Source organism: Salinibacterium sp. CAN_S4, from assembly GCF_015752305.1.
Taxonomy (GTDB): Bacteria; Actinomycetota; Actinomycetes; order Actinomycetales; family Microbacteriaceae; genus Rhodoglobus.
Genome location: NZ_JADOVB010000002.1, coordinates 511,161 through 537,459, shown reverse-complemented (window position 1 = coordinate 537,459; position 26,299 = coordinate 511,161). Strand labels below are relative to the sequence as shown.

The window sequence follows — 26,299 nt, the reverse complement described above, 5'->3', positions numbered from 1 at the left end:
GACCCGCGTATCAGTCCGTCGGGCCGGAGTTCAGCCAGGTGAAAAGTGGGTCGGTGAAATGCGCGAGTCCAGCGTGCTTCGCTGCATAGGGAGCGTAGGTTGCGACCGCTTCGGGATCGGGTTCGACGCGAGTCGCCACGTGAACCGTCTCGCGCACGGCCGTGTCCCAGTCTGGATGAATCCCTGCGCCCACGAACGCGCAGATGGCCGCACCCAGCCCGGCAGCATCGGTGACCGCTGTCCTTCGCACAGGGCGGTCGAGCACGTTCGCGAGAATGTCCAACATCAACACGGAGCGAGAGCCACCGCCAGAAACGATGACCTCATGACAACGGCGACCCAGCGCTGCTTCCATGGCGATCAGGTGCACGCGCATGGTGAACGCTATCGACTCCAGCACCGCCCGATAGAGGTGGTATCGCCCCTGGCTGCCATCGAAGCCGAGGAACGCTCCCCGCCGTTCCGGGTGGTCGCCTGGGGCGAGCCAGTCGAGAATAGCGAAGAGGCCTCCGCTGCCGATGGGCACATCCAGAGCTCCCTCCTCGAGGGCGCCCTCGTCGATTGCCGGCCCACCTTCGGAGGTCAGCAGATCCCGGTACCAGCTGACCGTCCACATGCCCCGCCGGATGCCACCACTCTCGTTCAGGTACCCTCCCGGCCTCGAATCGAAGTTCACCCAGTAGGAATTCGACGTCGAGACGGGCGACCGACCGGGGGTCATCGCGGCGATGTAGGTACCGAGTGAGAGCAGTGCCTCATCGTCAGACACCAATCCACTGCCTAACGCCTCTACTGCCTTGTCATTGGCCGTTGCGAATACGGGCAAACCCTCAGGCAACCCCGTTGCCGCCGACGCGTCGCGAGTCACCAGCCCGAGCAACTCGCCGGGCTCGACCAGCTCCGCGAGTTGATCGCGGCGCATTCCCGTAGCGGCATAATCCGCGTCATCCAGAGACCAGGCCCGCCGCTCGACGTCGATGGGCCACACGCCCTGGTAGTTCGCGACGGTATCGCGGTAGGCACCCGTGAGTCGACCGGTGATGTATCCGGACGAGGTCGTGATGCGCGCGACCCGATCGTCGTCGGCGACGTGCGGGCGTGACACCCTCGCATCCATCCAACTGAGAACCGGCTCGACGAGAAGCCCGTCGTGGTCGAGAAGTGCGCGGCAGAACCTGATCGTGCACAACCCCACCCCGGCGATCTCGGCAGGGTCCCCGCCGAACGCGTCGAGCGCCTCACGACAGGTTGCGGCGACAGAATCCCACAGGTCGTCGCCGGGGTGCACCACTCGATCGGCCATGGAGGTGTCATACGGTCGGAGGCGCTGCTGGGCGGACGCGTGGACGTTGCCGTGCTCATCGAAGATCATGACCTTCGTGCTTTGCGAGCCGTTGTCTATGGCGACGACGAAGCGCCCTCCGGCCGAACTCGTCACGGTTCGAGGGGAATGATCGTGCCTGCGTTCATGATGCCGTTCGGGTCAAACGCACGCTTGAGGGTCTCGAGCATCGAGTATGCGCTGCCGTGCTCTTCGGCCGTCCAGTCCGTGCGGTACTTGCCGATGCCGTGGTGGTGCACCATTGATCCACCGAGTCGAAGCGACTCCTCGACGATGATCGCGTTGAGCGGGATGTGATATTCGTTGATCTCGTCGCGTGGCTCGCAGTTGATCATGTAGTCGTAGACGAAATACAGGTTCGTTCCCGTCTGGTAGCTGTGCGATGAATGTGCCCCCAGCATCGTCAGATCTGCCGCGCGCGGAAACTCGTTCCGAACCCTGGTCATGATCGCATCATAGAGCGCGCGCACCCGCGACCAGTCGATGGAGACCTCCGTCGTGTAGCCGAGATGATGCTCGTTCAGCATGGTCAGCTTCTCGGCATCGATCTTGTCCTGACCCCAGTTCAGGTTGTCGAACCAGGTCTCGATCAGTGACGTCTCCACGCGCTCGTGCTGGCGCGTGGAAAAGACTGCCTCGATCGCGTCCGCCGTGGCATCGGCTATCCCCTTGGGGCCCTCGGCGACCAGGATCACCACGCTCTTGTCGTTCGCGAAATGAGCAAAGTGCTGGCGCGCATCCTCGGGAGAATACGCCCGGCACACGCTCGGGCGGTATCCGTCTGTGACGAGTTCGCGCAAAGCATCGACGCCGTCCGCGAAGTCGTCGACGAGGAATCCGAAGAATCGGTTGTTTTCAGGCTGGTACCGGAAGACCTTGATCGTCACCTCGGTGATGTAGCACAGGGCACCCTCGTTGCCGATCACGATGTGCCGGATATCGGGCCCTGCAGCACGGCGCGGAACATTCTTGATCCGCGAGATGTGCCCTCCGGGGAAGACGGCCTCCAGGCCCACCACCATGTCTTCGATCGCGCCGTAGAGCGTGGAGAACTGCCCGATCGACCTTGTCGCCACGAGCCCACCGTACTGGGCGAGTGGCTTCGACTGCGGCGAGTGCCCCGTGGTGAGGCCCTGGAGGCGGAGGTGATCCTCGAGAACCTGGAGGGGAACTCCGCACTGCACGGTCGCCATCATGTCGATCGGGTCGACGTTCAGGATCACGTTCATGCGCGAACCATCCAGCACGATCGTGTCGTCGATGACCGTCTCGAGCCCACCCTCGGTCGCCGTGCGTCCGGTTCGGGGAACGACGTTGATGAGATTCTCGTCAGCAAAGCGCAGCACTGCCGAAACCTGCTCCGCGCTTTCGGGGTAGGCGATGACGGCCGGAATGGGTCCGTCGAAGATGCCGTGAACTGCAGAGTATTTGCGGAAGCGGTCGACGCTCGCCTCCCGCAGGTTGTGAAGATCTGTGTCGATCCCGTCAGGGCCGAGCAGAGCGAGAATGCCGTCGACAATCTCGTCACGGGCGAGCGGGGAGCGGGATCGTGCCATGGTGTGTGCCTTCTGTTCTGGGGAGATGTGAGGGGTTGTCAACGGTGGAGCCGGATGGCTGGCGCGTTCACCGCACCAGGTAGCCGCCGTCGACCACGAGCACGTGGCCGTTGACGTAGTCGGAGGCGCGACTGGCGAGGAATACCGTCGCGCCCATGAGATCTGCCGGGTCACCCCAGCGATCCGCCGGGATGTGCTCGAGTACGCGACGTGACGCTTCGTCGTCGGCCCGAGTGGCTTCGGTGATGGCGGTGGCGAAATAGCCGGGAGCGATCGCATTGACCTGCACTCCCCGCCCCGCGAGCTCATCGCAGTATGCCTTCGTGAAGCCAACGATTCCCGCCTTCGTCGCGGCGTACGCCGGCGATGAGCGACCGCCGAGGAACGAGAAGAGGGAAGCGATGTTGATGATCTTGCCGCCGCCACCGGCAGCCATGCGCACGCCGGCTTCGTGGGCGACCTCGAATGCGGCGGTCAGGTTGACGGCGAGCATCGGATCCCATAACTCGCGGTCGAAGTCCTCCACGTCCGCCAGCAGGCAAATGCCTGCTGAGTTGACGAGAATGTCGATCGACCCGAGCCGGTCGACGCATTCGGCAACGACCTGTGCCGGAATCCCGCGCTGAGAGATGTCTGCTGTCATGAACTCATAACGACCGCCACGCTCCTCGACCAACCTGCGGGTGGTGCCGTCATCTTCCGCAAGGGCGGCCACGAACACGTCGGCTCCCGCAGCGGCCAGCGCCACGCTGAAAGCCCTGCCCAGCCCGGTGTTGCCACCCGTCACGATTGCCGCTCGCCCCTTCAGGGAGAACAGGTCTGTGCTGAATTCTTCGATCTTCATGAGGTTATCCTCGCCCGGTCAACCGGCGAACGGGTCGGCAATGCCGACGTAGCGGGTCTCCAGGTATTCGTCGATTCCTTCGACACTACCCTCGCGGCCAAGGCCGGACTGCTTTACTCCGCCGAAGGGCGCAGCAGGGTTTGAGACGACCCCGGCATTCAGTCCGAACATCCCCGAGTCGATCTGCTCGGCGAGGCGCAGCCCGCGGTTGAGATCGCGGGTGAAAGCGAAAGCAACCAGGCCGTACTCGGTCGCATTGGCGAGTCCAATCGCCTCATCCTCCGTATCGAAGACGACGATGGGGGCCACCGGGCCGAAGATTTCTTCGCCCAGTATGCGCGCGGTGTGGGGCACGTCGGTGAGGACGGTGGGCTCATAGAAGTAACCGGCACCGTCGAGCGAACGCCCGCCGAGGGCGACCGTGGCGCCATCCTCGATGGCACCCTGGACGAGCGCTGCCACCTTCTGGCGAGTGGCCTCATCCACGAGAGGGCCCATCGTCGAGTGGGGTTCCGTGCCCCGTGCCACCGTCACAGCAGCCATCCGCTGCGTGAAGGCCTTGGTGAACGCCTCAGAGATTCCCCGCTGCACCAGGAACCGGTTCGCCGCAACGCACGCCTCTCCCCCATTGCGCATTTTCGCGGCGATCGCGCCGTCGACAGCGCTGTCAAGATCAGCATCATCGAACACCAGGAACGGCGCGTTTCCGCCCAGCTCCATCGAGACCTTCAGCACCTGGTGAGCGGAATCCGCGATGAGTCGACGGCCGACCTCGGTCGAGCCCGTGAACGACAGCTTTCGCAGCCGCGAATCGGTGATGAGAGGGCCGGTGACGGCGCCGGCGCTGGAGGTCGGGATCACGCTGAGCACGCCGTCGGGGAGACCGGCCTCACGCAGGGTCTCGGCCAGAAGCAGAGCGGTGAGCGGGGTGAGAGCCGCGGGCTTCAGGACCATCGTGCATCCTGCTGCGATGGCCGGCGCAATCTTGCGGGTCGCCATGGCGAGCGGGAAGTTCCAGGGCGTGATGAGCAGGCTCGGCCCGACCGGTCGCTTGAGCACGAGCAGCCGGTTTCTGCCGTCAGGCGCGGTGGAGTATCGACCGGAGATTCGCGGCGCCTCCTCGCTGAACCACCGCAGGAATTCGGCACCGTAGGCAACCTCCCCGCGGGATTCGGCGAGTGGCTTGCCCATCTCCAGCGTCATGAGCAGAGCGAAGTCGTCGCTGCGCGCTGTCACGAGCTCGAAGGCAAGCCGCAGGATTTCGGCACGCTCGCGAGGCGCGGTAGCCGCCCACGCAGGCTGTGCGGCATGGGCGGCCGCGAGCGCAGCCTCGCCGTCGGCCGGTCGAGCGTCAGCGACGGCGGCGAGCACCTGGCCGTTTGACGGGTCGATGACGTCGAACGTGGAGCCGTCCGCCGAATCGACCCATCCGTCTGCAAGCAGCAGTTGGTGAGGAACTCGGGCGATGAGCGAACGTTCGAGTTCTGAGGAGACAGGAAAGGTGGTCATGGTGTCGGCTTCCGGTGTGAGGGGAGGTGCGTGGATTCGGTCGGACGATCAGAGCCGGAGCTGTTGCCCGATCGCATCCTCGTAGAGGGCGAACGGTGTCATCTCGCCAGCTCGGTCGCCGTAGCGCTCGCGGGCCTTCTGATAGAGGTCTTTTACGAGGCCGGAGAGTGGCGTTTCGACACCGACCGCCGCCGCGAGATCGGCCGACAGCCCGAGATCTTTGCAGGCCAGCGCTACCGCAAATCCCTCGTCGTAGTCACCGTGCTCGAGGATGGACAGCACATCGCGTTCGACGAACGTGCTGTTGGCCGGGCTGGCGATCAGGGAGTCGCGCAACACTGCAAGATCCACTCCCGCCCTGGCGCCGACCGCGAGCACTTCTGCCGTCGCGACGAGGTGGGAGAACCACAGCTGGTTGATCATGAGCTTGACCGCATAGCCTGCACCATGTCCACCGACGTGCAGGATGCGCTCGGGGTCTCCCATCGCCTCCAGCACCGGCCGCACCCGCAGCACGTCGTCGACGTCGCCGCCCACGAAAATCTGCAGCATTCCCGACGCAGCACCCACGCTCATTCCGCTGACGGGAGCGTCGAGAATGTGCAGTCCGCGTGCAGCCTCCACCTCGCGAACCCTGGCCGCAACTTCGGGCACCGACGTCGACATGTCGATCCACGTTCCGCCGTTGGCGATTCCAGCGAGGATGCCGCGCTCACCGTTCACAACCTCGTCGACGTGGCGCGGTGTGGGCAACATCGTGATGACGATGTCGCTGGCCGCCGCGACCTCAGCGGCACTGTCGGCCCAGACTGCTCCGCCGGCAATGACGTGATCCGCAGATTCGCGGCGAATGTCGGTGACGACCAGGGGGAAGCCCGAGGCCTGCAGGTTGCGGGTCATCCCTGATCCCATATTGCCCAGTCCGATGAAGCCGATCGTGGGGGTGGTGGCGGAGGCCATGATGGTTAGCTTTCTTGTTGTGACTCGGCCAGTTCGGCCGATGGTGTGTAAAAGGGATTGCTGGGGGAATGCCGGGCTGCGAGCACCTCGTCGAGGTGGGGCAGGTGCGCTGCCCCGTTCGCGAGGGCGGTGCGGATCGCCTCCCTGTTGTTGCGGTAGACCTCGTCGGCGCTGTCTGCCGAAGGGTTCACCCAGACAGCGGCGATCAATGCGTGGCTGTCTGCTTCCTCAGCGGAGATCGTGCCGACAGCGACGGCATCCGCTACTCCGGCAGCGACCCCGGCCTGCGCCGGACCCCAGATCAGCAACCCATGATCATCGCTTGCCGGGGCCGCCTTCGTGACGAATAGCGTCAGCGGCTTGACGGGCAACGATGGGCGCAACACTGCGACGAACGGGACGTGTCCGGCACTGGGAGTTGCCAGCGCGGTGGCCCAGGCGGTGCCCGCCGGGCCGGAGCGATGGCCGAGCACAGTGTTGATGTGCGCGGCATTCACTCCGGTCCCGACGAAGCATTCGCCAATCTGCGGCGCCGAAGCGACGGTGGCCTCCGTCACTAGATGAGGCCTTCGTCTTCGAGCCACTGCTGTGCGACATCCTCAGGGTCTTCACCGTCGACGTCCACCTGGGCGTTGAGCTTCTGCATGACGTCGGTCGTGAGCTTGGGGGAAATCTTCGCCATGATGTCGGCGATCCCCGGGTACTCGTCGAGGGTCGCGGTCTTCACGGTGAGACCGCCCTGATACACGGGGAAGAACTCGAGGTCGTCGTCCATCACAACTAGGTCGAGGGCCGGGATGCGCCCGTCGGTCTGGAACACCTCTCCGAAGTTGCAGTCAGTGCCCTTCTGGGTCGCCGTGTAGATCACACCGGTGTCGAGGAGCGTGACATTCGAGTCGGGCACATCAATGCCATACGCTGCCTTGAGCCCCGGCCATCCATCGTCCCGGGTCGAGAACTCGCTCTCGATGCAGAAGGTCTGGTCTTTGACCGGCAGCTTCGCAACGTCGCTCAGTGAGGTGACGCCGAGCTTGTCGGCCTCGGAGCTGCGCACGGCGAACGCGTAGGTGTTGTTGAGCGGCGCCGGGTCGAGCCACGTGATGCCGTTGGCCGCGTCGGCCTCCTTCACAGCGTCGAACTGGGCTTCAGCGCCCTTAACCGGTGCGGTGTTTCCGTTGTAGGTGATCCATGACGTTCCGGTGTACTCCCAGTACCCGAGGAAGTCGTCGTTTTCCAGCGCCTGTCGTACGTTCGCAGACCCGACGAGCTTGGTGTTCGCCTTCACGTCTGCGCCGTTGGCGTTGAGGATTCCGGCGGTGATGTAGGCGAGGATGTACTGCTCCGAGAAATCCTTCGACCCGATCTCTCCGGTGAGGCCAGCGAGTTCGTCGCTCTCGCTACCGGCGGTGCTGCCGCCCGAGCTCGCACAGCCGGCGAGTGTCGTGGCGGCGATGAGCATCGCGGCAGTGCCGGCGATGATGCGTGTATTCATTGCTATTCCTTCAGGTGATTGTTGGTGGATGTGGACATGGTGATGGCGTTGACGAACGAAAGTGGGGGCCGGCTAAAGCCCGCGGGGCTTGACAGCTTCCTCGACCAGGGAGGCGACCCAGTCGATGAGCACGGCGATGCAGGCGACCAGAAGGGCTCCGACGAACAGGACGGGGAATCTCTGCAGTTTCAGACCGTTGATGATCATGTCGCCCAGCCCGCCCGCATTGATGAACGTCGCGATCGTGGCGACACCGACGGCGAACACCAGTGATGTGCGCAGCCCTGCAAGGATGACGGGAGAGGCGAGGGGCAGCTCGATGCGTCGAAGCACCTGGTTGGGAGTCATCCCCATCCCCCGCGCCGATTCTCGAACACCGGCATCGACCTGCTCCAACCCCGTCAGGGTGTTTCGAAGCACCGGCAGGAAGGAATAGGCGACAAGCGCAACAAGGGCGGTCGTGAATCCGGTCTGCCACACGATCGCGAGCAGGATGACCACGCCGACCGCCGGAGTGGCCTGGCCGACGTTCGCCAAGCCGAAAACGATCGCGTGGAAGATCTTCGAATTCGATCGGTACACCAGAATGCCGGCCGGGATGGCCAGAAGTGCCACCAGCGCCGCGGCCGCGACGCTGAGCACGAGATGCTCGCGGACCTTCGCGATGATGTAGTCGGGGTTCAGGGTGCGTTGCTCGATCGAGTCGAGCGGGGTGGCGCTGAGCCAGAAGAACACCACCAGGCACAGCACCACAACGACGATGGGTGCAGCGAACCGACGGAGGACGCGAACCACGCGTCGGGTTCGCATTGCCGGCGCCGTGGATCGCACGGCAATCGCCTCTGTCTCGGTCGTCACGATGCGGGCCATGTCAGACCGTGCCCGCGAGATCGGCCGACCGAGTGCTGAGTGCTGCCGAGATGGCGGCACTCGTGATGTTGCCCTTCACCGTCCTGTTGTCGTCGATGACCGCGATCGAGTCGGCGCCTGTCAGCATCAGCATGTCCAGCGCGTCGCGAAGCGATTCGGTGCTGCGGATGCGGGGCGCGCCAGCGGCGAGTTCGGACCCGGAGGCCGGGGTGAGGTGGGCGACAGAGACGGGCAGCAAGCCGAGCCTCTTTAGGGCGGCTCCATGCCCGATGAAGGATGCTACGTAGTCGTTGGCGGGATGGGCGAGGATATTCGCTGGTGTGTCGAACTGCTCGATACGGCTGCGATCGCCGAGCACAGCGATCCGGTCGCCCAGCTTGACCGCTTCGTCGAAGTCGTGGGTGACGAAGATGATCGTCTTCCCAATGGATGCCTGCAATCGGAGGAACTCAGCCTGGAGGCGCTCACGGGTGATGGGGTCCGTCGCGCCGAAAGGCTCATCCATCAACATCACCGGCGGGTCTGCCGCCAGGGCGCGAGCAACTCCTGCGCGCTGTTGCTGGCCACCCGATAACTGCTTGGGATAGCGGCGGGCGAATTGCCCCGGGTCGAGTTGCACGGTGTTGAGCAGCTCGTCGACCCGCTCCGCGATCCTGCTCTTCGACCACCCGAGGAGCTTGGGCACGGTTCCGATGTTTTCCGCGATCGTCAGGTGAGGGAACAGACCGATCTGCTGGATCACGTAACCGATGTGCCGGCGCAGTTGGTTCGGGTCAAGGGAGAGTACGTCCTGCCCGTCGATGCGGATAGCGCCACCGGTCGGCTCGATGATGCGATTGATCATCTTCATGGTCGTGGTCTTGCCGCAGCCGCTGGGCCCGACGAACATGATGAGCTCGCCAGGCTCGATCTTCATCGAGAAGCCGTCGACAGCCGGCTGGTCCTGGCCGGGATAGACCTTCGAGACGTTGTCCAGTTCTATGGCAACGCCACCCTTGCGCTGGGAGATCGTGGAAAGGAATCCGGTATCGGTGAGTTCAGGCACGAAGACCCCTTGATGTCGAGTAGCGAGTGATGAGGACGAACAGCCCGTCGACGAGCAAAGCGAGCAGGACGACGGCGACGGTGCCGGTGAGTGCGAAGTTGAGGGCGTTCTTCGAGCCGAGTGATGACAGGCCCTTGAAGATGTACGCGCCGAGCCCGGGCCCTGCAACGTATGCCGCAATCGCGGCAATACCGATCGTGAGTTGCGCTGCGACGCGCGTTCCGGTCAGGATGATCGGCCAGGCGATCGGCAACTGGATGCGCAGCAGCACGCGGGCCGGTGTCATGCCCATCCCCGACGCTGATTCGATCAGGTGGGGCGGCACTTCTCGCAGGCCCACGACCGTGTTCCTCACGATCGGCAGCAGCGAGTAGAACACCAGAGCCACCACGGTCGGACCCCAGCCGAGGCCAAGGACGGGGCTGAGCAGCGCGAGCAGCGCAAGCGACGGGATGGTGATCGCCACGCCCGCTGAGGTGATGGCGATAGATCGGCTGATGGGCTTATCCCAGACGAGGAGCCCGATGCCGACGCCGACGACAAGCGCGATGGCCAGGGAGATCGCTACGACGGCGATGTGCTCGCCGATGAGAGCGAAGATGTCATCCCAGCGTCGGTTCAGAAAGACGATGAGAGATTCGAAACTGAATTCAGTCATGCAGCTCTGCTCCTCTCTTCATTGAGATGGGATCCGACTTTCGGATGGCTCTCACCCTAGGTGGGGCGATGTCTATTTGCCAATAGGTGTTGCGTATATGGCAATTGAGGTGAAGGATCGCTCTATGGAACCAGTAGCGATGAGCCCCGCCGACCGCTCAGGATCGCTGGTGGGGCGCCGCAATTCATCCGGACTGACCCGCGACATCGAGATCATCGAGATCCTGGGCAGCTCGGAGGCAATGGCATCCGATGGCCTGGGAGTGGTACGGGTGGCCCAGTTGACCGGGCGCGACAAGACAGTGGTGTCCCGATCGCTGGCCACCCTCGCCGATGCCGGCCTCGTCGACCGAGATCCGCAATCGTTGAACTATCGCCTCGGCAGTCGGATCTTCGCGCTCGCCGCGCGCTCGGCGGAATCGACTCTTGCCGCCCGTGCTCGGCCGATGATCCATCGGATAGCTCATTCCACGCGAGAGACGACGCATTTGTGTGTCCTGCGCGGCGGCAATGTGCTCACCGTCCTGAGCGCCCTGAGCCCCCACGAGTTTCGCTCGACCGGGTGGGAGGGTGTGACTACCGCCGCCTGGCGGACCCCGTCGGGTCGAGTGCTCATCAGCGACTGGGATCGCGAATCGCTTCGCTCGTGGTACGCCGAGCACGGCCACGACCGGCCGATTGTCGGGCCACTCGACCCGGCCATGTCTGCGTCCGGTTTCGTGGTGCTCGACACTCCACCCGAGGGGAAGGCAAGAATTCACGACTTCGAATCCCTGCTCGTCGAAGTGGAGCGAATCAGGGAGCGAGGCTACGCGACTCTCGATGAAGAATTGGAGAGCGGTGTCGTTGGCGCTTCGGCACCCGTCACCGACTTCACCGGTCGCATTGTCGCCGCCATCAACGTGAGCGCCCCCAAGTCGCGGATCGGCGATCGTCTCGAGGTGCTGGGAACCTACGTACGGACAGCGGCGGCAGAACTTTCCCAGGCCCTCGGGGCCCCGAAGGCGCACTGAGCACGGGCTCTGTCAGCGTCGTCAGCGGTTGTTCGAGACGCCGATCATCTCGTCGCGATCGACGACCTTGATGCGCGTGCGCCCCTGGGGCTCCCCCAGCGCGAGTTCATGCTCATCGAGGTTGTGCCAGCCGTCGAGGTTCGTGAACTCGACGCCGCGGCTCTCGAGCAGCTCCACGACCGCGGTCTCCTCGGGATTCTCGGGTGACCACCAGTTGGACTGGTCGTTCATCACGTGCTTGACCGTCTCCATCGCGTCGCTCTTGGTGTGACCGATGAGCCCCACGGGGCCGCGCTTGATCCAGCCCGTGGCGTAGACGCCGTGCACCTGCTCGTCGTTGTCGTCGAGCACCTGCCCCTCGCGGTTCGGGATAACACCGCGCTTCTCGTCGAACGGGATGCCGTCGAGCGGCGACCCGAAGTATCCGACCGCACGGTAGAGAGCCTGCGCAGCGACTTCCCGGAACTCACCGGTTCCGACGACTCCACCCTCGCCATCGGGCCGGGTGCGCTCGTACCTGAAGGTCTCGCCCGTGAACTCGACGGGGCTGGCATAGAAGTGGAGGTGCAGTCGGCGCGATGCGGAGCCGGTCTCGCGGGTGCGCCACTGGTTCAGCACCTTGTCGATCACCATGACCTGCTTATTGCTCGCGATCGCCGCCTTCGACGCATCGTCGTAGTCGAAGTCCTCGTCGTGGACGATCATGTCGACGTCGTTCAATTCGCCCATCTCGCGCAGCTCCAGCGGCGAGAACTTGACCTGGGCCGGGCCTCTGCGACCGAATACGTGAACGTCGGTGACGGGGGACGCCTTGAGGCCCTCGTAGACATTCGCCGGAATCTCCGTCGGCAGCAGGTCGTCGGCGTGCTTGGCGAGCATCCGCGCCACGTCCAGCGCCACGTTTCCGTTGCCGATGACAGCGACGGATGTCGCCTCCAGCGGCCACTCGAGGGGGAAGTCGGGGTGGCCGTCGTACCAGCTAACGAAATCGGCGGCACCGTAGCTACCGGGCAGGTCGATCCCGGGAATGTCCAGCTGGGCATCCCGGATGGCACCTGTCGAGAAAATGACGGCGTTGTAGTGCTTCTTCAGGTCGTCGAGGGTGATGTCCCGGCCGAAGTAGACGTTGCCGAAGAGGCGGATCTGGCCGGAGTCGAGCACATCCTTGAGCGCGGTGATGATGCCCTTGATGCGCGGGTGGTCGGGTGCGACGCCGTAGCGTACGAGCCCATAGGGAGCGGGCAGCTGCTCGAACAGGTCGATCGAGACGTCGAAGTTCTTCTCTGCTTTGAGCAGGATGTCTGCGGCGTAGATTCCGGCGGGGCCTGCTCCGACGATGGCCAGGCGAAGCTTGGTCATGGGTGTGTTCCGTTCACTTGGGGCGGCCTGTCCGACCGCCGAAAGACTAGTTAGAGCGCTCGACGATGGAGTCGGCGAACCGGGTCAGGGCCTTCTTGACCGGACCGGCGGGCAGCGGCGCAAGCGCAGCGACAGCATCCGAAGCCCACCGCCGGGCTTCATCGAGCGTGCGGGCCGTCACCGGATGCGCCCGCAACTCGGCGACCGCGGCCGCGAGATCGGCCTCGTCCGCTTCGCCGTAGAACGCTGCGTTGACATCGCGCTCGATGCGCGTGAGGAGGTCTGCGGCATCCTGATCGGTCTTCGCCTGCTCACGCAGGTACAGCAACGGGAGAGTGGATACGCCTGCGCGCAGGTCGGTGCCCGCGGCCTTGCCCGTGACGTCGGTCTCGGCCGACATGTCGATGATGTCGTCGATGAGCTGGAAAGCGACTCCGACCTTCTCACCGAAGGTGCGCACGGGGATGATGTAGTCCTCGGATGCCTCGGAGAACAGCACCCCGATCTCGCCGGCGGTCGCGATGAGCGAGCCCGTCTTGTCGGACAGCACCTGGAGGTAGTGCTCGACGGGGTCTTCGTCGGGACGCGGGCCGAGGGTCTCGTGCAGCTGGCCGAGACACAGCCGTTCGAACGTGTTGGCCTGCAGCACGAGCGCCCGCTCGCCGAGGTTGGCGACGAGCTTGCTGGCCCGAGCGAACAGCAGGTCACCGGTGAGGATCGCCACTGAGTTTCCCCAGACGTTCTGCGCACTCGGAACACCACGGCGCATCTGCGCTTCGTCCATCACATCGTCGTGGTAGAGCGACGCGAGGTGGGTGATCTCGACCGCCTGCGCGGCCTTGATGACGTTGTCGTTATTGCCCGTGCCGAGCTGGGCCGCAAGAAGGGTGAGCACGGGGCGCACCCTCTTGCCGCCGGCTTCGAGCAGGTACCGGGTAGTGACGTCGGCGATCTCGTCCGCGAAATGCACCTCGCCGAGCAGGCCGGCCTCGACCTTCTCGAGCCCCTTCTCGATGGCAGCAGCGAACTTCTTCTCATCACTGGACGCGAAGAGCTTCTCACCGAGACCCAGTGATGAGCTCAGGGTGTTGCTGCGACGAGCGAGCGGCAGGCTCGGTTTCACGTTCTCGACCGGTTCTCGGTTGGGGAAGCTAGTGCTTCGGCGTCTCAGGTGTAGCGGGCTTGATCGTCTTGATGGGGCGGGTCGCATTGTCTTTGCGCTTCGCGACCGACGCCAGGATGGTGGCATCCATGGGCTTGCGTCCTCGATGGAGGGCGACGACACCGGCGGTCAGGTTACGGAACGCGACCCTCGTGAAGCCGGCCGCGCGGATCCACTGGCTGAGCGCGAACTGGTCCGGCCACTCCTTGATCGACTGCGCGAGGTAGGAGTACGCGGCGGGATTCGAGCTCGTGCCCTTCGCGACGAGCGGCATCACGTGGCTGAGGTAAGCCCAGTAGCCTTCGCGCACGATCGCGACGGGGGGCCGCGAGAATTCGCAGATCACCAGTCGACCGCCGGGCTTGAGAACACGGTACATCTCGCTGAGAGCGAGCCGGGGGTCTGAGATGTTGCGCAGGCCGAAGCTGATAGTGACGGCATCGAATTCGTTGTCACCGAAGGGCAGTGCCTCGGCGTCAGCGACGATGAACTCGATCTTGTCGTGTCGACGACGACCTTCGGCGACCATTCCCGGGGAGAAATCGACAGCAACGACCCTGGCGCCCTTGCGCTGCAGGGCTGCCGAGCTGGTTCCGGTGCCAGCGGCGATGTCGAGCACGCGCTCTCCTGCGACGGGAGCCACCGCACGCACGGTCGCTGAACGCCACAGGATGGCGTTGCCCGCGGAAAGTACGTTGTTCGTCCGGTCGTAGCGCTTGGCTACGTCGTCGAACATGCTCGCGACCTCGCCTGGCTGCTTGCTCATGTCCGCTTTACTCACGGGATAAGTCTACGGTTGTTGTCCACGGTAAGTCTTCGGAGCCGAGGGTAAGCTCGACAGCGTGAACGGCCTGCGAGCTTTCCCGCCGCTGACGGCCATCACCACAGCCCTGCCCGCGACCCCGCCACTTATCGGGCTTCTGGATGCGACTGACCCGCTGGCGTTCATCCGCAACGGTGACGGCATCGTCGGTCTCGGCGTCGCGCTCAGGCTCGAATTCTCAGGAGCCTCCCGGTTGCAGGATGCGGCCGAGGCCTGGCGGGCAGTGGTTGCGGCCGCAACGGTGACCGATCCCGTTGCTCGAGCCGGTACAGGACTGGTCGCCTTCGGCAGCTTCGCGTTCGCTGCGGAGTCACACTCCACGAGTGTGCTCATCGTGCCGTCCATAGTGATCGGCCGACGGGGCGACGTCAGCTGGATGACCCGCATCGGCGACGCGGAGGCCGCGCTCCCCGAGGCTGCCCCGCTCGGGCAACCGTTCCCGGTAGCGTTCTCGCCCGGGCTCATGACCGCAGAGGGCTTTGTCGCTGCCGTGTCGTCGACCGTGAGGTCGATCGTTGCGGGAGTGGCCCGCAAGGTCGTTGTCGCCCGCGACCTGACCGCGCAGATTCCGGATGACGCCGACCTCCGCCTCCCGCTGGGTGCCCTCGCCGCCGCCTACCCCGACACCTTCACGTTCGCCGTCGACGGCATGATCGGTTCGAGCCCCGAAACCCTCGTCAGGGCACGGAACGGGATCGTGAGCGCCAGGGTGCTCGCCGGCAGTGCCGCCCGCGGATCCGATCCGACCGCGGACGCGAAAGCTGCGGCCGCCCTCGCCGCGTCCCCCAAAGACCTCGCCGAACATGCCTTCGCTCTCAGCAGCGTGCTCGACTCCCTCGGGCCTCGAAGCTCAGGGCTGGTCGCCAACCAGCGCCCCTTCCCGCTTCAATTGCGCAACATCTGGCACCTGGCGAGCGACGTCACCGGTGCTCTCACCGATGGTTCGAGCGCGCTCGACCTGCTCTCGGCCATGCATCCGACGGCGGCCGTGGCCGGCGATCCGACGGATGCCGCGTTGTCGCTGATCACCGAACTCGAACCGTTCGACCGCGGGCGCTACGCCGGCCCCGTGGGCTGGGTCGACGGCAACGGCGACGGGGAGTGGGCCATCGCCCTGCGCTGTGCGCAGGTATCGACACCCGCCGCCGGATCGCGGACCGTCACGGCATACGCCGGTGCCGGAATCGTGGGCGAGTCGGAACCGAACCGCGAACTCGCCGAGACAGAGCTGAAGTTCAGCCCGGTCGTCGACGCGTTCCGGTAATCAGCGCCCGGATCACGTCGCGGCGAGCCGCGCCTTCTCGATCTCGACGTCGAAGTCCGCAGCGGGCCACTGGGGGTCGAGTCGCGTGAGTGCATCGAGCAGCAGCCGCTGCACGGCCCAGCGGGCGTACCACTTGCGGTCTGCCGGGATCACGAACCACGGGGCATCCACCGTCGATGTCCGGGTCAGGGCGACCTGATAGGCCTCCTGGTATGAATCCCACTGCTGGCGCTCGTCGACATCGCCAGGGTTGTACTTCCAGTGCTTATCGGGCCGGTCCAGCCGTTCCTGCAATCGTGCCTTCTGCTCGTCGGCACTGATGTGCAGCATCACTTTGATGACGGTGGTGCCGGATTCCGACAGTTCCCGCTCGAACTCGTTGATGATGCCGTAGCGCTCCTCGATGACCTCGGGCGTGGAGAATCCCCGCACCCTGTGGATCAGCACGTCCTCGTAGTGCGACCTGTCGAAGACGCCGATCTTTCCCGCCTCCGGCAGTTCGTTGCGAATGCGCCACAGGAAGTCGTGAGCCTTCTCCTCCTCGGTCGGCGCCTTGAACGCATGGAGGTGGATGCCCTGCGGATCCGTCTCGCCGATGACGTGCCGCACGATGCCGCCCTTGCCTGCGGTATCCATCGCCTGCAGCACGAGAAGCACACTGCGCGTGCCGCCGAACCTGCTCTCGGCGAACAGCCGCTCCTGCAGGGCACCGAGCTCGGCGCCGTTGGACACGAGCTCACCTTCTGCGTCTTTCTTGTCTCCCGAGAAGCCCGGCGTGGATGACGTGTCGATCGCCGAGAGGTCGAAGCCCGCGGCGACGGGAAGGAGGTGGCTCATGTGCCTACGCTAGCCTCGCCCGCGTCATCGGTCGAGCGGCACCTCAATGACGGTCTGGCCCGTGGATGCCGTCAGCGCCTGGTCGAGCTGGCCCCTGTTGTCCACGCGCAGGTACGACCAGCCGTAGGCTGCGGCCAGTTGCTCGAACGACACCTGCTGCGGGGTCAGCAGCACCCTGTCGAAGTTCGCACCGGCGCTCGATGCCACCTCGAGCCCGTCGAAAATCGTCCCGCCGGTATCGTTACCGACGATCACCTGGATGCGGGGCCGGGCCTCTCCCGCGCCGAACAGGAGAGCTCCGGCGTCGTGCAGCAGTGCCAGGTCTCCCAGCAACACTCGCGTTGTTCCACCCGAAAAGACATGGCCCCCCGACGATGCCTGGCTCGACAGCGCGATGCCCAGGGCCGTCGAGACCGTGCCGTCGATGCCGGCGAGTCCGCGGTTGGCGTGCACGGGAATCTTCTTGCCCGTGACGATGCGGTCGGCTTCGCGGATGAGCCTGGATGCTCCGAGCACGAGCCTGTCGTGCGGCCAGGTGGCCCGCCAGACGGCTTCGACGAGTGAACGCCGCGTGACGTGGGCGCGCACGGCGGCGAGCTCGGCTTTGGCGTGCGTCGACGGGTCTGCCGAGGCATCCGGAGCGGCCTCGACCGGCTGGATCAGAGCCCTGGATGCGCTCACCCACCGGCCGACCCACGCCGAATCGGCAGACGGATCGCCCACCACCGTCACGGCGTCAGCGAAGGTCGTGACCCTGTGCCCCGGGTTGTAGTCGTCTGACGTGGCACTGCGCACGACGATCGTCTCCACGCCTCGCCGCTGGATCAGGGCGGGAACCTCGCGACTGAGCGTCGGATGCCCGAACACGATGACGCGCGCCACGCGGTCGCCGAAGTTGGCCGTGTCGAGCAGCTCGCGATAGGCGACGACGAGGTTGGGGCCGAAGTGAGCGCCGCTGGCGACCTCCGCGATGAGAGGAACTCCGAGCTCCCGGGCGACCTCCTCTGCGCGCTCGCCCGCACCCGTGCCGGCGATGACGATGGTGCCGGGCTGGCTGCGGAGCTCGAGTGACGGGGCGGCTGCCGGTTCGTCCGGCAGGTCCAGCGTCGACACCGCCTGGGCGAGTTCGGCTTCGGGTGCTTCGAGCCGGAGCGGGGCCGACAGCGGTTCGGCGAACGAGAGATTGAGATGCACGGGGCCGGATGCCGCGGCTACGGCGTCACGAGCGAGCTGCGCAGCGGCATCTTGCTCGCCTGGCGCACCGATGGGAGCGCCGACATCCCAGGTGCGCGTCACCGCGGAACCGAAGATGCCGGGCTGCTCGGTCGTCTGGTTGGAGCCGATGCCGCGCAGCTCGTCGGGACGGTCGCCGCTGAGCACGATCAGAGGCACCCCGGAGTGGTGGGCTTCCAGCACGGCGGGGTGCAGGTTGGCAACCGCGGTTCCCGACGTGGTGACCAGCAGCACAGGGGTGCGGGTCTCGACGGCGATGCCGAGCGCGAGAAACCCGCCGACGCGCTCGTCGATGCGCACCCTCAGGCGCAGCAGGCCGACGCGTTCGAATTCGGCAGCAGCAAGGGCCAGAGCCTGCGAGCGCGACCCCGGGCCGAGCACCACATCGCGAACGCCGAGGCGCACGAATTCATCGAGAAGAGCGACCGCGAAGTCCGTCGCCGGTGATTTAGTCCTTGGGCGGGTCATCGTCGAGCTCGGCGAGCTCCTGCTCGAGACGGCGGATGCGCTCGTCCTGTTCCTCGTCACGCCGGAGGTTCTTCAGGAACGACGGGTCGTCGTCCGGGGCGACAGTGCGCAACTGGCCACTGCTCCCGGTCGCACTCTCCCGACCGGTGAAGAACCACAGCGCCACCCCAACCACCGGCACGAGCACGATCAGGATGATCCAGACGAACTTCGGCATGGCCCTGACGCGCCGCTGGTCGATGAGGATGACGTCGACAATCGCGAACACGTCCAGGGCGAGGACGATGAGGGGCACAATCACGAGCAAGCGGGACATTCTATGATTCTAGGCTCGCAAGCTGCGCCCAGCCTGCGTGCTTACACTGTGAGAGTGAAACCCTGGGTCGTCTACAGCCTCGCGCGTCTCGGCATCTTCGCCGTGATCTTCGCAGCACTGCTCTACTCGGGCATCTATCCCTGGCTGAGCGCGATCATCGCCGCCATCGTCAGTTTCTGCGCCAGCTACCTGTTCTTTGGCAAGCTCCGGGATGCCGTTGCCCGTGACATCGTCGCCCGCCGCGCCCGGCCCGCCACCAGCCCGGACACCGAAGCCGAAGACCTGTAGCCGCAGCGGGTCGCCCCCGCGCGACGCCTTTGCGCGACGTCGGAGGTTCGCGCCCCGCCCCTTCCGAAATGACGGAGTTCCGGGCATCCGCTCGCTGAATTCGCACTCGATGCCGCCGAATGTGCGGTCGGATCCGTCGTTTCGGAAGTGCCGGAGTGCGCGGACCCCCGCTGCCGCGCCGGATCCCGGGTCGAAGCAGCGAGCCGCGCTGGCTGGTCGCTTGGGTGCCCCGAAACTCCAGTTGCGACGATTCAGCGCGAGAAGCGCGCAGAAACTGGAGTTTCGCGCGAGTATTGGGCCCGAAGCCGGCTAGAACGCGATGGCCCAGCCGAGGCCGAGGCCATAGGCGAGGGCCACGAGCGCGCTCAGGCGCAGCGCGATGATGAGCTCAGCCGAAGTCTTCGCGCTGATGGTGATGCCCACGGCGGGAATCGCGGCCAGAAGGGCGAAGTAGACCAGGTAGGCGTTCGCATAGAACAGCGTGAAGAACGACAGGATCCCGAATGGCGCCAGCAGCAGCACGCCGAAAACGATGCGTGAGGCACGATTGCCGATGAGCACGGCGAGCGTGCGCTTGCCTGCCAGCTTGTCCTGTTCGATGTCCCGGATGTTGTTGACCATGAGCACGGCACACGCGATCAGGCCGATCGCCACCGCGGCGAGCCAGCTCTCGAGGGTGACGGTTCCCGCGAGCACGAACGTCGTGCCAGCGGTGGCGACGATTCCGAAGAAGACGAAGACGAAGAGTTCTCCGAGGCCGAAATATCCGTACGGGCGCTTTCCCCCTGTGTAGAAGTACGCGGCCACGATCGCCACGGCGCCGATGGCGAGCAACCACCACTGCTGGGTGCGGATCACGATGATGAGCCCGGCGATGGCCGCGATGCCGAAGAACACGAGCGCGACTGCGAACACCGTCCTGGGCTTCGCTGCTCCGGATGCCGTCAGCCGGCGCGGTCCGACACGGTGCTTGTCCGTGCCGCGGATCCCGTCCGAGTAGTCGTTGGCGAAGTTGACCGCGATCTGGAGGCTCAGTGCCACAATCAGGCAGAGGATCGCGCGGAACCAGTGCCAGCCGGGGCCGGCATCCTCGTGGGGGAGCACATAGGCGGCAGCCGTTCCCAGGGCCACCGGTGCAATCGCCAGCGGAAGGGTCTGAAGCCGCGCTCCACCGATCCAGTCGCGAGCCGTGGCCTTCCTGACTTTCGCGACGCCGGGAGGGCGCCCACCGGGCCGCCCGCTCTTGCCTGCGCTCGGACGGCGGGCGGGGACGGACTTCGGATCGATGCGCTGCTGCTTCGGAGTTGCCACGCAAGGATTGTACTGGGGCTCAGCCCCCGGCAGGATCGGAGGTGCGCGAGCTCAGCCGCCCGCGAGCCTGGCCGCGGCCGCGCGATCCGGTTTGCCCGAGCTGAGCAGAGGGATCGCGTCGACGACCACGACACCGGTCGGCGCCGCCGCACGTCCGAGAACTGCCGCGACGGCATCCCTCAGCTGCAGGAGTTCTGCGGGCCGGGTGGTCACGACGACACTCGACTGCCCCCACTGGGCGTGTTCGGTCGCCACGACCACGGCGTCGCCGAGCCCCGGCAGTGCACGCACGGCCTGCTCCACTTCCCCCAGCGAGATCTTCACTCCGCCCGAGATGATCATGTCGTCGGCCCTTCCGCTGATGCGCAGGATGCCGTCGGCAAAGGTCCCGGTGTCGTCCGTGCGGTACCAGCGCCGGCCATCCAACTCGTGGAACGCGCTCTCCGTGCGCTCGGGATCGCCGAGATAACCGTGCGCGAGCATGCTTCCGGAAAGCTCGACGCGGCCGTCGACCACGCGCACCCCGGTGTCCCCGATCGGCTCACCGTCCCACACGCAGCCGCCGGAGGTCTCGCTCGAACCGTAGGTGCGGGTCACGGTCAGTCCGAGCTCGGCGGCCCTGGCGAGCAGGGGTGCCGGGGTGGCCTGCCCGCCGACGAGGATGCGGTCGAATCGACGTAGGGCGTCGAGTGCGTCATCCTGTTCGATCAGTCTCTGCAGCTGGGTCGGGACCAGCGACACGAAGCGCAGGGCCGCATCCAGCTCATTCGCCGCCGCGACGAACCGTGTACCGTTCGCGTCGATCGTGATGGGCTCGGTCTGGGAGGCCAGCGACCGCACGAGCACGTTGACGCCGGCGATGTAGTGGGCCGGAAGCGCCATGAGCCACTGGCCGGGGCCGCCGAGCGTCACGTCGGACGCGGCCGCACTCGCGAGCAGCGAGTCGGCCCCCAGCGCCACACGCTTGGGTCGGCCCGTCGATCCGCTCGTCTCCACGACGACAGCGACGCGCTGCTCCACGGTCTCGGGAAGCCCCTCGGGCCGGCCAGGGTGCGGCAGGATTGCGGGGCCAACGCCGCTGAGCGCAGCGCGCAGCGCCCGGAACACCGCTGCGGGGTCTGCCGAGTCCACGACCTTCAGCGGCCGGGACACCTCAGCCCTGCGCCCCGGCGAAGAATCGCAGGATCACGAGCAGAAGGAGCGGATTGGCGACGAGCCCGATGACGATTCCAATGACACCGGTGCGGCGACCGCGCCTCACGATGATCGCCGCGATTCCGGCGATGACCGCCGCGATCGCGATGATGATGGCGAGATAGCCGAGCACGATACCGGCTTCGAACCCTCCGTCGCTCGCCGTTGTGATCGCTACGACCTGCACGATCGCTGCGGCGAGCCCAAGGGTGATGGCGAGGGCACCGACCCAGGGCCGCGGGCGACGGGGAGCAGGCTCGGCCTGCTCCGGAGCGAGCGGCGGAGCGTCATCCGGCAACTCGATGACCTGCTCATCGATGAACATGGGCACGACCTTGAGCGGCACTCTCTCGACGGGCCCGGGACTACTCACGGCCCTACTTTAATCGAATCGGGCACCAAGCGGCGGCGGACTTGCCAGACTGGGGCCATGCTCCCCGACGATGTGACGCTCCCCCCACTGCCCGACCTGCTCGCCACCGCAAGGGTTGTGGCGCTGCCGCTCGTGACGACCTTCCGGGGCATCACGGTGCGCGAAGCGATGCTGCTCGAAGGGCCGAACGGATTCACGGAGTTCTCGCCCTTCACCGAGTATGGCGACGACGAGGCATCCCAGTGGCTGGCAGCAGCGATCGATTTCGGATGGGGCCCCGGTCATCCGCTGCTCCGCGACACGATCAGGGTCAACGCAACGCTGCCCGCCGTCGCCGCCGAGGAGGTCGCTGGCATCCTCGACAGGTTCCCCGGCTGCCGGACCGTCAAGATCAAGGTCGCCGACCCCGGCCAGGTGCTCGCGGATGACGTGGCCAGGGTCTCTGCCGCCCGCGACTACCTCGGGCCAGAGGGCCGCATCCGCATCGACGCCAATGCCGGCTGGACGGTGGATGAGGCGGAGAAAGCCATCCACGCGCTCGCGGCCTTCGACCTCGAGTACGTCGAGCAGCCGTGCGCGACCGTCGACGAACTTGCGCAGGTCCGAACGAGGGTGACGTACATGGGCATCCCGATCGCGGCAGACGAGAGCGTGCGCAAGGCTGCCGATCCGCTGGCCGTCGCGAGAGCAGGCGCGGCCGACCTGCTGGTGATCAAGGCGCAGCCGCTCGGAGGCATCAGCAACGCCCTGTCGATCATCGCCGAGGCCGGGCTTCCCGTGGTCGTGTCCAGCGCGCTCGAGACCTCGGTCGGCATCTCGATGGGCCTGCATCTCGCGGCATCCATCCCCGAGCTCGACTACGACTGCGGGCTCGCGACGGCGTCGCTGCTGGCGGTGGATGTCACGGAACAGCCACTGCTCCCCGTCGACGGCCAGTTGCCCGTGCGCAGGGTGGTGCCGAGCAACGAACTGCTCGCCGCCTACGCCGCGACCGCCGACCGCACGAACTGGTGGATGGCGCGGCTGGAACGCTGCTACGAGCTGCTCAGGGGCTGAGCTCGGCCTTCTAGCCGACCCCGGGGATGCCCGAGTAGGAGTGCAGGCCCTTGAAGAACAGGTTCACGATCGTGAAGTTGAACACGACGGCTCCGAATCCGATGATCGCCAGCCACGCCGAGCGCGATCCGCGCCATCCTCGCGTCGCCCTGGCATGGATGTAGCCGGCGAAGATCGTCCAGATGATGAAGGTCCAGACCTCCTTCGTGTCCCAGCCCCAGTAGCGACCCCAGGCCCGCTCGGCCCAGACGGCCCCGGCGATGAGGGTGAACGTCCAGAACACGAAGCCGACGACGATGAGCCTGTACGCGAGGTTCTCGAGCTTGTCCGCTGCGGGAAGCGTGTCGAGGAACCTCAACCCGACGGCCCTGCCCGCGGCACGTCGAGCTTGGAGCAACTGCACGATCGACAGTGCTGCACCGAGAGCGAAGAATCCGGTACCGAGAGACGCGACGAAGACGTGGATGACGAGCCACGCCGACTGGAGTGCCGGCGGAAGCGGCACGACGTCCACATAGAAGTTGGTGGTCGCGATGCCGAGAGCGATCAACGAGAAACCGACGACGAATGCGCCCAGGAAGCGCAGGTCCTGCCAGAACTGCACCAGCAGGAAGACCCCGACGATGATCGCCGTCGCGGTGAGCGTGAACTCGAACATGTTGGCCCAGGGCACACGGCCCGCAGCGAATCCGCGGAAGAAAGCAGCGCCGACGTGCAGCGCCCATCCGAATGCGGTCAGCACGACGGCGGCACGCAGGTAGCGCGGGCCCTTCGTCGCGGGGGGTGCGGCTGGGGCCTCCACCCGCTCGAGCAGCGTTGTCGACCCAGCCGAGGCGAGTTGCCCGACACGAGTGGTCGCGCCGACCTCGGCAGGGGCCGCGACACTGGCGGAGCGACGCGAGAGGTCGAGCGTGAACATGATGAACGCGATCGTGTAGATCGCCATCGCCGAGTACACGGCGATGTTGGAGTACAGCACAAAGTTCTCAGTCACGATTCCACCTTAAGCCCGAGTTGATCCACATGTTTGCCTGCGATTTCTGATACTGCCGCGGTGAGTCCAGGGTCGTCGCCACGTGCGAGTCCCGCGTACTCGAGACTGACGCTGCCGTCTGCGGCTGTCACTGCCGTGATCCACATCCTGCGGCGCGGAATGAACAGGCTCGTCACCAGCCCGGCGAGCACCAGGATGGCGAACACCAGCACCCAGCCCTGGGCCGGATCGTGGTGCACGTCGAGTGAGACGAACCTCGGGATCTCCGTCAGTTCGATGCTGCCGAGACCGTTCGGAAGGTCGATGCTGTCTCCGAGTCCCAGCTTGATCGTCGGGGAATCCGCGGTGCGACCGGCGATCTGGGTCAGCGAATCGGTGTCGAGCGCGTAGGCATTGGTGCCCTGGCCGTTGTCGAGACCGAGGTCGCCCGTGTAGACCTCCATCGTGAGCTGCGGGTTCACGAGGTCCGGGTAGCTCGATGCGATGGTCCCGAGGTCGGTGAGCACGGCCGTGGGATAGAACAGCGCCCGGATTCCGATCTGCTCCTTCAGGCCATCCGGAATCTTGATGATCCCGAGGCTGAACAGGTTCGCGTCCTGGGGGAGGAACGCCGTCGGCTGGGAGAACACGACGGTACCGTCGGAATCCCGCACGGTGACGACCGGCGCGTAACCATTGCCGAGCAGGTAGACCGAGGTTCCGCCGATCGCGAGGGGCTCGTTGACCTTGATCGTTCCCTCCTGCGGCTCGCCACCGCCGAGGGTCGCGGTCACGTTGGCCGTGTAGTCGAGCACCTGGCCGAGCGAAGAGCTGGTCAGGTCGTCGTCATACGTGGGCACGAAGGAGTCGAGGCCGATCGAGTACGGCTCGAGTGCGGCATCGGTGAAGAACCGGCCGGGATTGAAGGAGTCGTAGCTCGCGAGCGAGTTGGAGAGCGCGTACCCCTCCACGACGACGCGCTGCCCGGTGTAGCCGAATCCGCCGCCGAGCCCCACGGCCACGAGCACGCCGATGAGCGCGGAATGAAAGACGAGGTTGCCGGTCTCCCGAAGGTAACCGCGCTCGGCGCTGACCGTCGGGGAACCGTTGACCGTGTACAGCGCGGTGCGGTAACCCTGTCGTTTCAAAAGTTTCTGCCCTGCAGCAATCGCGACATCAGCGTCGGCCGGCGAAGCCTGCGTGGTGAACCCTTCGAGCCGCTGCAGGTTGGCCGGCGTCTTCGGCGGGCGAGCCCGCAGGGCGTCGAAGTGGTGCTTCGTGCGCGGGATTACGCAACCGATGAGCGAGACGAACAGCAACAGGTAGATCGCCGAGAACCAGACCGACGAGTAGGTCGTGAAGACCTGGAGGGTGTCGAGGACCGGCGCGATGGTGGGATTATTCGCCTTGAACTGGATGACGCCATTCGGGTCTGAGCTCACCTGTGGCACAAGCGACCCGGGGATCGCCGCGATCGCGAGCAGCAGCAACAGGAACAGCGCGGTCTTCATGCTCGTCAGCTGGCGCCAGAAGAACCGCAGGTATCCGACAGGCCCGAGCCTGGGCTGCGTGATCGTGTCCTCCACCGGTCGGGCGGCGGTCGAGTCGTAGTGATCAGAGGGGCGAGACGAATCCGTCATTGAGCACCCCCCCGAAGTACGAGAGGAACGAACCCCAGACACCAGACACCATCAGCAGTCCCATCACGATGAGGAGCGAGCCGCCGATCACATTGATGAGCCGCATGTGGCGTTTGACCCAACCGATCGATCCACCGACCCAGCCGAAACCGAGAGCAACGAGCAGGAACGGGATTCCGAGCCCGAGGCAGTAGAAGATCCCGATAATCGCGGCGCGACCGGGGTCGCCCTGGAATGTGGCGAGCGAGGTCACGGCGATGAGGGTCGGGCCGATGCACGGCGTCCAGCCGATCGCGAAGACGGCGCCCAGGAGCGGTGCTCCGGCGAGGCCCGCCCTCGGTCGCCAGCTGGGCTTCATGGTGCGCTGCAGGAACGTCACCTGGCCGATGAAGACGAGACCCAGCGCGATGACGACGACGCCCGCGATGCGCAGGATCAGATCGCCGGACTGCAGAAAGAAGACTCCCACCGTGCTCGAGAGCACGATGAAACCGAGAAAGACGACGCTGAAGCCGAGCACGAAGAGTGCGGCACCGAGGACAGTGCGGCCGCGACGCATGTCCCTGGCATCCGTCACGCCTGTGACGTAACCGAGGTAGCCCGGAACGAGCGGCAACACGCACGGCGACAGGAATGAGAGCAGCCCCGCGGCGAGCGCGATGGGCAGAGCGAGCAGCAGGCTCCCCTGGCCGACGATCTCTCCGGGGCCCATTC

26 protein-coding genes are annotated in these 26,299 nt (G+C 65.7%); 4 read left to right on the top strand and 22 right to left on the bottom strand.

The window, feature by feature from the left end:
• Positions 1-10: 10 nt before the first annotated feature.
• The 10 genes from IWX81_RS08980 to IWX81_RS08935 all read right to left on the bottom strand — a co-directional run bounded on the left by IWX81_RS08980 (position 11) and on the right by IWX81_RS08935 (position 10,276).
• Positions 11-1,438 carry an FGGY-family carbohydrate kinase gene (locus IWX81_RS08980; protein ID WP_199280961.1) on the bottom strand — a complete coding sequence of 476 codons (1,428 nt, stop codon included), beginning with the start codon at positions 1,436-1,438 and terminating at the stop codon, positions 11-13.
• Positions 1,435-2,898, bottom strand: coding sequence for an FAD-binding oxidoreductase (locus tag IWX81_RS08975; RefSeq protein WP_199280960.1), 1,464 nt, complete (start codon positions 2,896-2,898; stop codon positions 1,435-1,437). Before IWX81_RS08975 ends, IWX81_RS08980 begins: the two co-directional genes overlap by 4 nt.
• 67 nt (positions 2,899-2,965) lie before the next feature.
• The gene (locus IWX81_RS08970) at positions 2,966-3,742 is read right to left on the bottom strand and encodes an SDR family oxidoreductase (RefSeq protein ID WP_199280959.1); all 777 of its coding nucleotides are present in this window, start codon (positions 3,740-3,742) and stop codon (positions 2,966-2,968) included.
• An 18-nt stretch (positions 3,743-3,760) separates the two neighbouring features.
• Positions 3,761-5,251, bottom strand: coding sequence for an NAD-dependent succinate-semialdehyde dehydrogenase (locus IWX81_RS08965; protein WP_199280958.1), 1,491 nt, complete (start codon positions 5,249-5,251; stop codon positions 3,761-3,763).
• A gap of 48 nt (positions 5,252-5,299) precedes the next feature.
• Positions 5,300-6,211 carry an NAD(P)-dependent oxidoreductase gene (locus IWX81_RS08960; protein ID WP_199280957.1) on the bottom strand — a complete coding sequence of 304 codons (912 nt, stop codon included), beginning with the start codon at positions 6,209-6,211 and terminating at the stop codon, positions 5,300-5,302.
• Positions 6,212-6,216: 5 nt separating this feature from the next.
• Positions 6,217-6,768 carry a formaldehyde-activating enzyme gene (fae, locus tag IWX81_RS08955; protein WP_199280956.1) on the bottom strand — a complete coding sequence of 184 codons (552 nt, stop codon included), beginning with the start codon at positions 6,766-6,768 and terminating at the stop codon, positions 6,217-6,219.
• A complete protein-coding gene (locus IWX81_RS08950; RefSeq protein WP_199280955.1) occupies positions 6,768-7,703 on the bottom strand; it encodes a glycine betaine ABC transporter substrate-binding protein in 936 nt (311 codons plus the stop codon). Before IWX81_RS08950 ends, fae begins: the two co-directional genes overlap by 1 nt.
• A 72-nt stretch (positions 7,704-7,775) precedes the next feature.
• Positions 7,776-8,573 (bottom strand): ABC transporter permease, encoded by a 798-nt coding sequence (locus tag IWX81_RS08945; protein WP_199280954.1) that lies wholly within the window; start codon positions 8,571-8,573, stop codon positions 7,776-7,778.
• Position 8,574: 1 nt separating this feature from the next.
• Positions 8,575-9,618, bottom strand: a complete 1,044-nt coding sequence (locus IWX81_RS08940; RefSeq protein ID WP_334593628.1) for an ABC transporter ATP-binding protein — start codon at positions 9,616-9,618, stop codon at positions 8,575-8,577.
• Positions 9,611-10,276, bottom strand: coding sequence for an ABC transporter permease (locus tag IWX81_RS08935; protein ID WP_199280953.1), 666 nt, complete (start codon positions 10,274-10,276; stop codon positions 9,611-9,613). The genes IWX81_RS08940 and IWX81_RS08935 overlap by 8 nt, the downstream gene beginning before the upstream one ends.
• Positions 10,277-10,400: 124 nt before the next feature.
• On the opposite strand from IWX81_RS08935, the gene IWX81_RS08930 reads away from it, so the two are divergent.
• Positions 10,401-11,288 (top strand): IclR family transcriptional regulator, encoded by an 888-nt coding sequence (locus IWX81_RS08930; RefSeq protein ID WP_334593626.1) that lies wholly within the window; start codon positions 10,401-10,403, stop codon positions 11,286-11,288.
• Between the two features lie 21 nt (positions 11,289-11,309).
• Here IWX81_RS08930 and IWX81_RS08925 read toward each other — a convergent pair whose 3' ends face one another.
• Genes IWX81_RS08925 through ubiE form a run of 3 tightly spaced genes read right to left on the bottom strand, consistent with a single transcriptional unit; the run spans position 11,310 to position 14,575 of the window.
• A complete protein-coding gene (locus IWX81_RS08925; protein WP_199280952.1) occupies positions 11,310-12,647 on the bottom strand; it encodes an FAD-dependent oxidoreductase in 1,338 nt (445 codons plus the stop codon).
• Positions 12,648-12,693: 46 nt separating this feature from the next.
• Positions 12,694-13,770, bottom strand: a complete 1,077-nt coding sequence (locus IWX81_RS08920; RefSeq protein ID WP_199280951.1) for a polyprenyl synthetase family protein — start codon at positions 13,768-13,770, stop codon at positions 12,694-12,696.
• Between the two features lie 28 nt (positions 13,771-13,798).
• Positions 13,799-14,575, bottom strand: a complete 777-nt coding sequence (gene ubiE, locus IWX81_RS08915) for a bifunctional demethylmenaquinone methyltransferase/2-methoxy-6-polyprenyl-1,4-benzoquinol methylase UbiE (protein ID WP_199281008.1) — start codon at positions 14,573-14,575, stop codon at positions 13,799-13,801.
• Positions 14,576-14,660: 85 nt separating this feature from the next.
• Here ubiE and IWX81_RS08910 point away from each other — a divergent pair, with 85 nt between their 5' ends.
• The gene (locus IWX81_RS08910; protein ID WP_442977644.1) at positions 14,661-15,896 is read left to right on the top strand and encodes an isochorismate synthase; all 1,236 of its coding nucleotides are present in this window, start codon (positions 14,661-14,663) and stop codon (positions 15,894-15,896) included.
• Positions 15,897-15,908: 12 nt separating this feature from the next.
• On the opposite strand, the gene IWX81_RS08905 is transcribed toward IWX81_RS08910, so the two are convergent.
• The 3 genes from IWX81_RS08905 to IWX81_RS08895 are packed head-to-tail and all read right to left on the bottom strand — an operon-like array spanning position 15,909 to position 18,750.
• Complete coding sequence (locus tag IWX81_RS08905) at positions 15,909-16,733, bottom strand: polyphosphate kinase 2 family protein (RefSeq protein WP_199280950.1); 825 nt, start codon at positions 16,731-16,733, stop codon at positions 15,909-15,911.
• Between the two features lie 24 nt (positions 16,734-16,757).
• On the bottom strand, positions 16,758-18,434 hold the full coding sequence (gene menD, locus IWX81_RS08900) for a 2-succinyl-5-enolpyruvyl-6-hydroxy-3-cyclohexene-1-carboxylic-acid synthase (RefSeq protein WP_199280949.1): 1,677 nt from the start codon (positions 18,432-18,434) through the stop codon (positions 16,758-16,760).
• Positions 18,415-18,750: a PLD nuclease N-terminal domain-containing protein gene (locus IWX81_RS08895; RefSeq protein ID WP_199280948.1), complete on the bottom strand. Its 336-nt coding sequence runs from the start codon at positions 18,748-18,750 to the stop codon at positions 18,415-18,417. Before IWX81_RS08895 ends, menD begins: the two co-directional genes overlap by 20 nt.
• A 54-nt stretch (positions 18,751-18,804) precedes the next feature.
• Here IWX81_RS08895 and IWX81_RS08890 point away from each other — a divergent pair, with 54 nt between their 5' ends.
• Positions 18,805-19,038 carry a DUF4229 domain-containing protein gene (locus IWX81_RS08890; RefSeq protein ID WP_199280947.1) on the top strand — a complete coding sequence of 78 codons (234 nt, stop codon included), beginning with the start codon at positions 18,805-18,807 and terminating at the stop codon, positions 19,036-19,038.
• Positions 19,039-19,347: 309 nt separating this feature from the next.
• Here the strand turns inward: IWX81_RS08890 and IWX81_RS08885 are convergent, their stop codons facing one another.
• Genes IWX81_RS08885 through IWX81_RS08875 form a run of 3 tightly spaced genes read right to left on the bottom strand, consistent with a single transcriptional unit; the run spans position 19,348 to position 21,916 of the window.
• Positions 19,348-20,349 (bottom strand): 1,4-dihydroxy-2-naphthoate polyprenyltransferase, encoded by a 1,002-nt coding sequence (locus IWX81_RS08885; RefSeq protein WP_199280946.1) that lies wholly within the window; start codon positions 20,347-20,349, stop codon positions 19,348-19,350.
• 51 nt (positions 20,350-20,400) lie between these two features.
• Entirely contained in the window at positions 20,401-21,501 is a 1,101-nt protein-coding gene (locus tag IWX81_RS08880) for an AMP-binding protein (protein WP_199280945.1), read from the bottom strand.
• A gap of 1 nt (position 21,502) precedes the next feature.
• Positions 21,503-21,916 (bottom strand): hypothetical protein, encoded by a 414-nt coding sequence (locus IWX81_RS08875; RefSeq protein WP_199280944.1) that lies wholly within the window; start codon positions 21,914-21,916, stop codon positions 21,503-21,505.
• Positions 21,917-21,973: 57 nt separating this feature from the next.
• Here IWX81_RS08875 and IWX81_RS08870 point away from each other — a divergent pair, with 57 nt between their 5' ends.
• Positions 21,974-22,972, top strand: coding sequence for an o-succinylbenzoate synthase (locus IWX81_RS08870; RefSeq protein ID WP_199280943.1), 999 nt, complete (start codon positions 21,974-21,976; stop codon positions 22,970-22,972).
• A gap of 10 nt (positions 22,973-22,982) precedes the next feature.
• Here the strand turns inward: IWX81_RS08870 and ccsB are convergent, their stop codons facing one another.
• Genes ccsB through IWX81_RS08855 form a run of 3 tightly spaced genes read right to left on the bottom strand, consistent with a single transcriptional unit; the run spans position 22,983 to position 26,297 of the window.
• A complete protein-coding gene (gene ccsB, locus IWX81_RS08865; protein WP_442977640.1) occupies positions 22,983-23,966 on the bottom strand; it encodes a c-type cytochrome biogenesis protein CcsB in 984 nt (327 codons plus the stop codon).
• Complete coding sequence (resB, locus tag IWX81_RS08860) at positions 23,963-25,585, bottom strand: cytochrome c biogenesis protein ResB (protein ID WP_199280942.1); 1,623 nt, start codon at positions 25,583-25,585, stop codon at positions 23,963-23,965. Before resB ends, ccsB begins: the two co-directional genes overlap by 4 nt.
• Positions 25,560-26,297 carry a cytochrome c biogenesis CcdA family protein gene (locus IWX81_RS08855; protein ID WP_199280941.1) on the bottom strand — a complete coding sequence of 246 codons (738 nt, stop codon included), beginning with the start codon at positions 26,295-26,297 and terminating at the stop codon, positions 25,560-25,562. The genes resB and IWX81_RS08855 overlap by 26 nt, the downstream gene beginning before the upstream one ends.
• Positions 26,298-26,299: the final 2 nt, after the last annotated feature.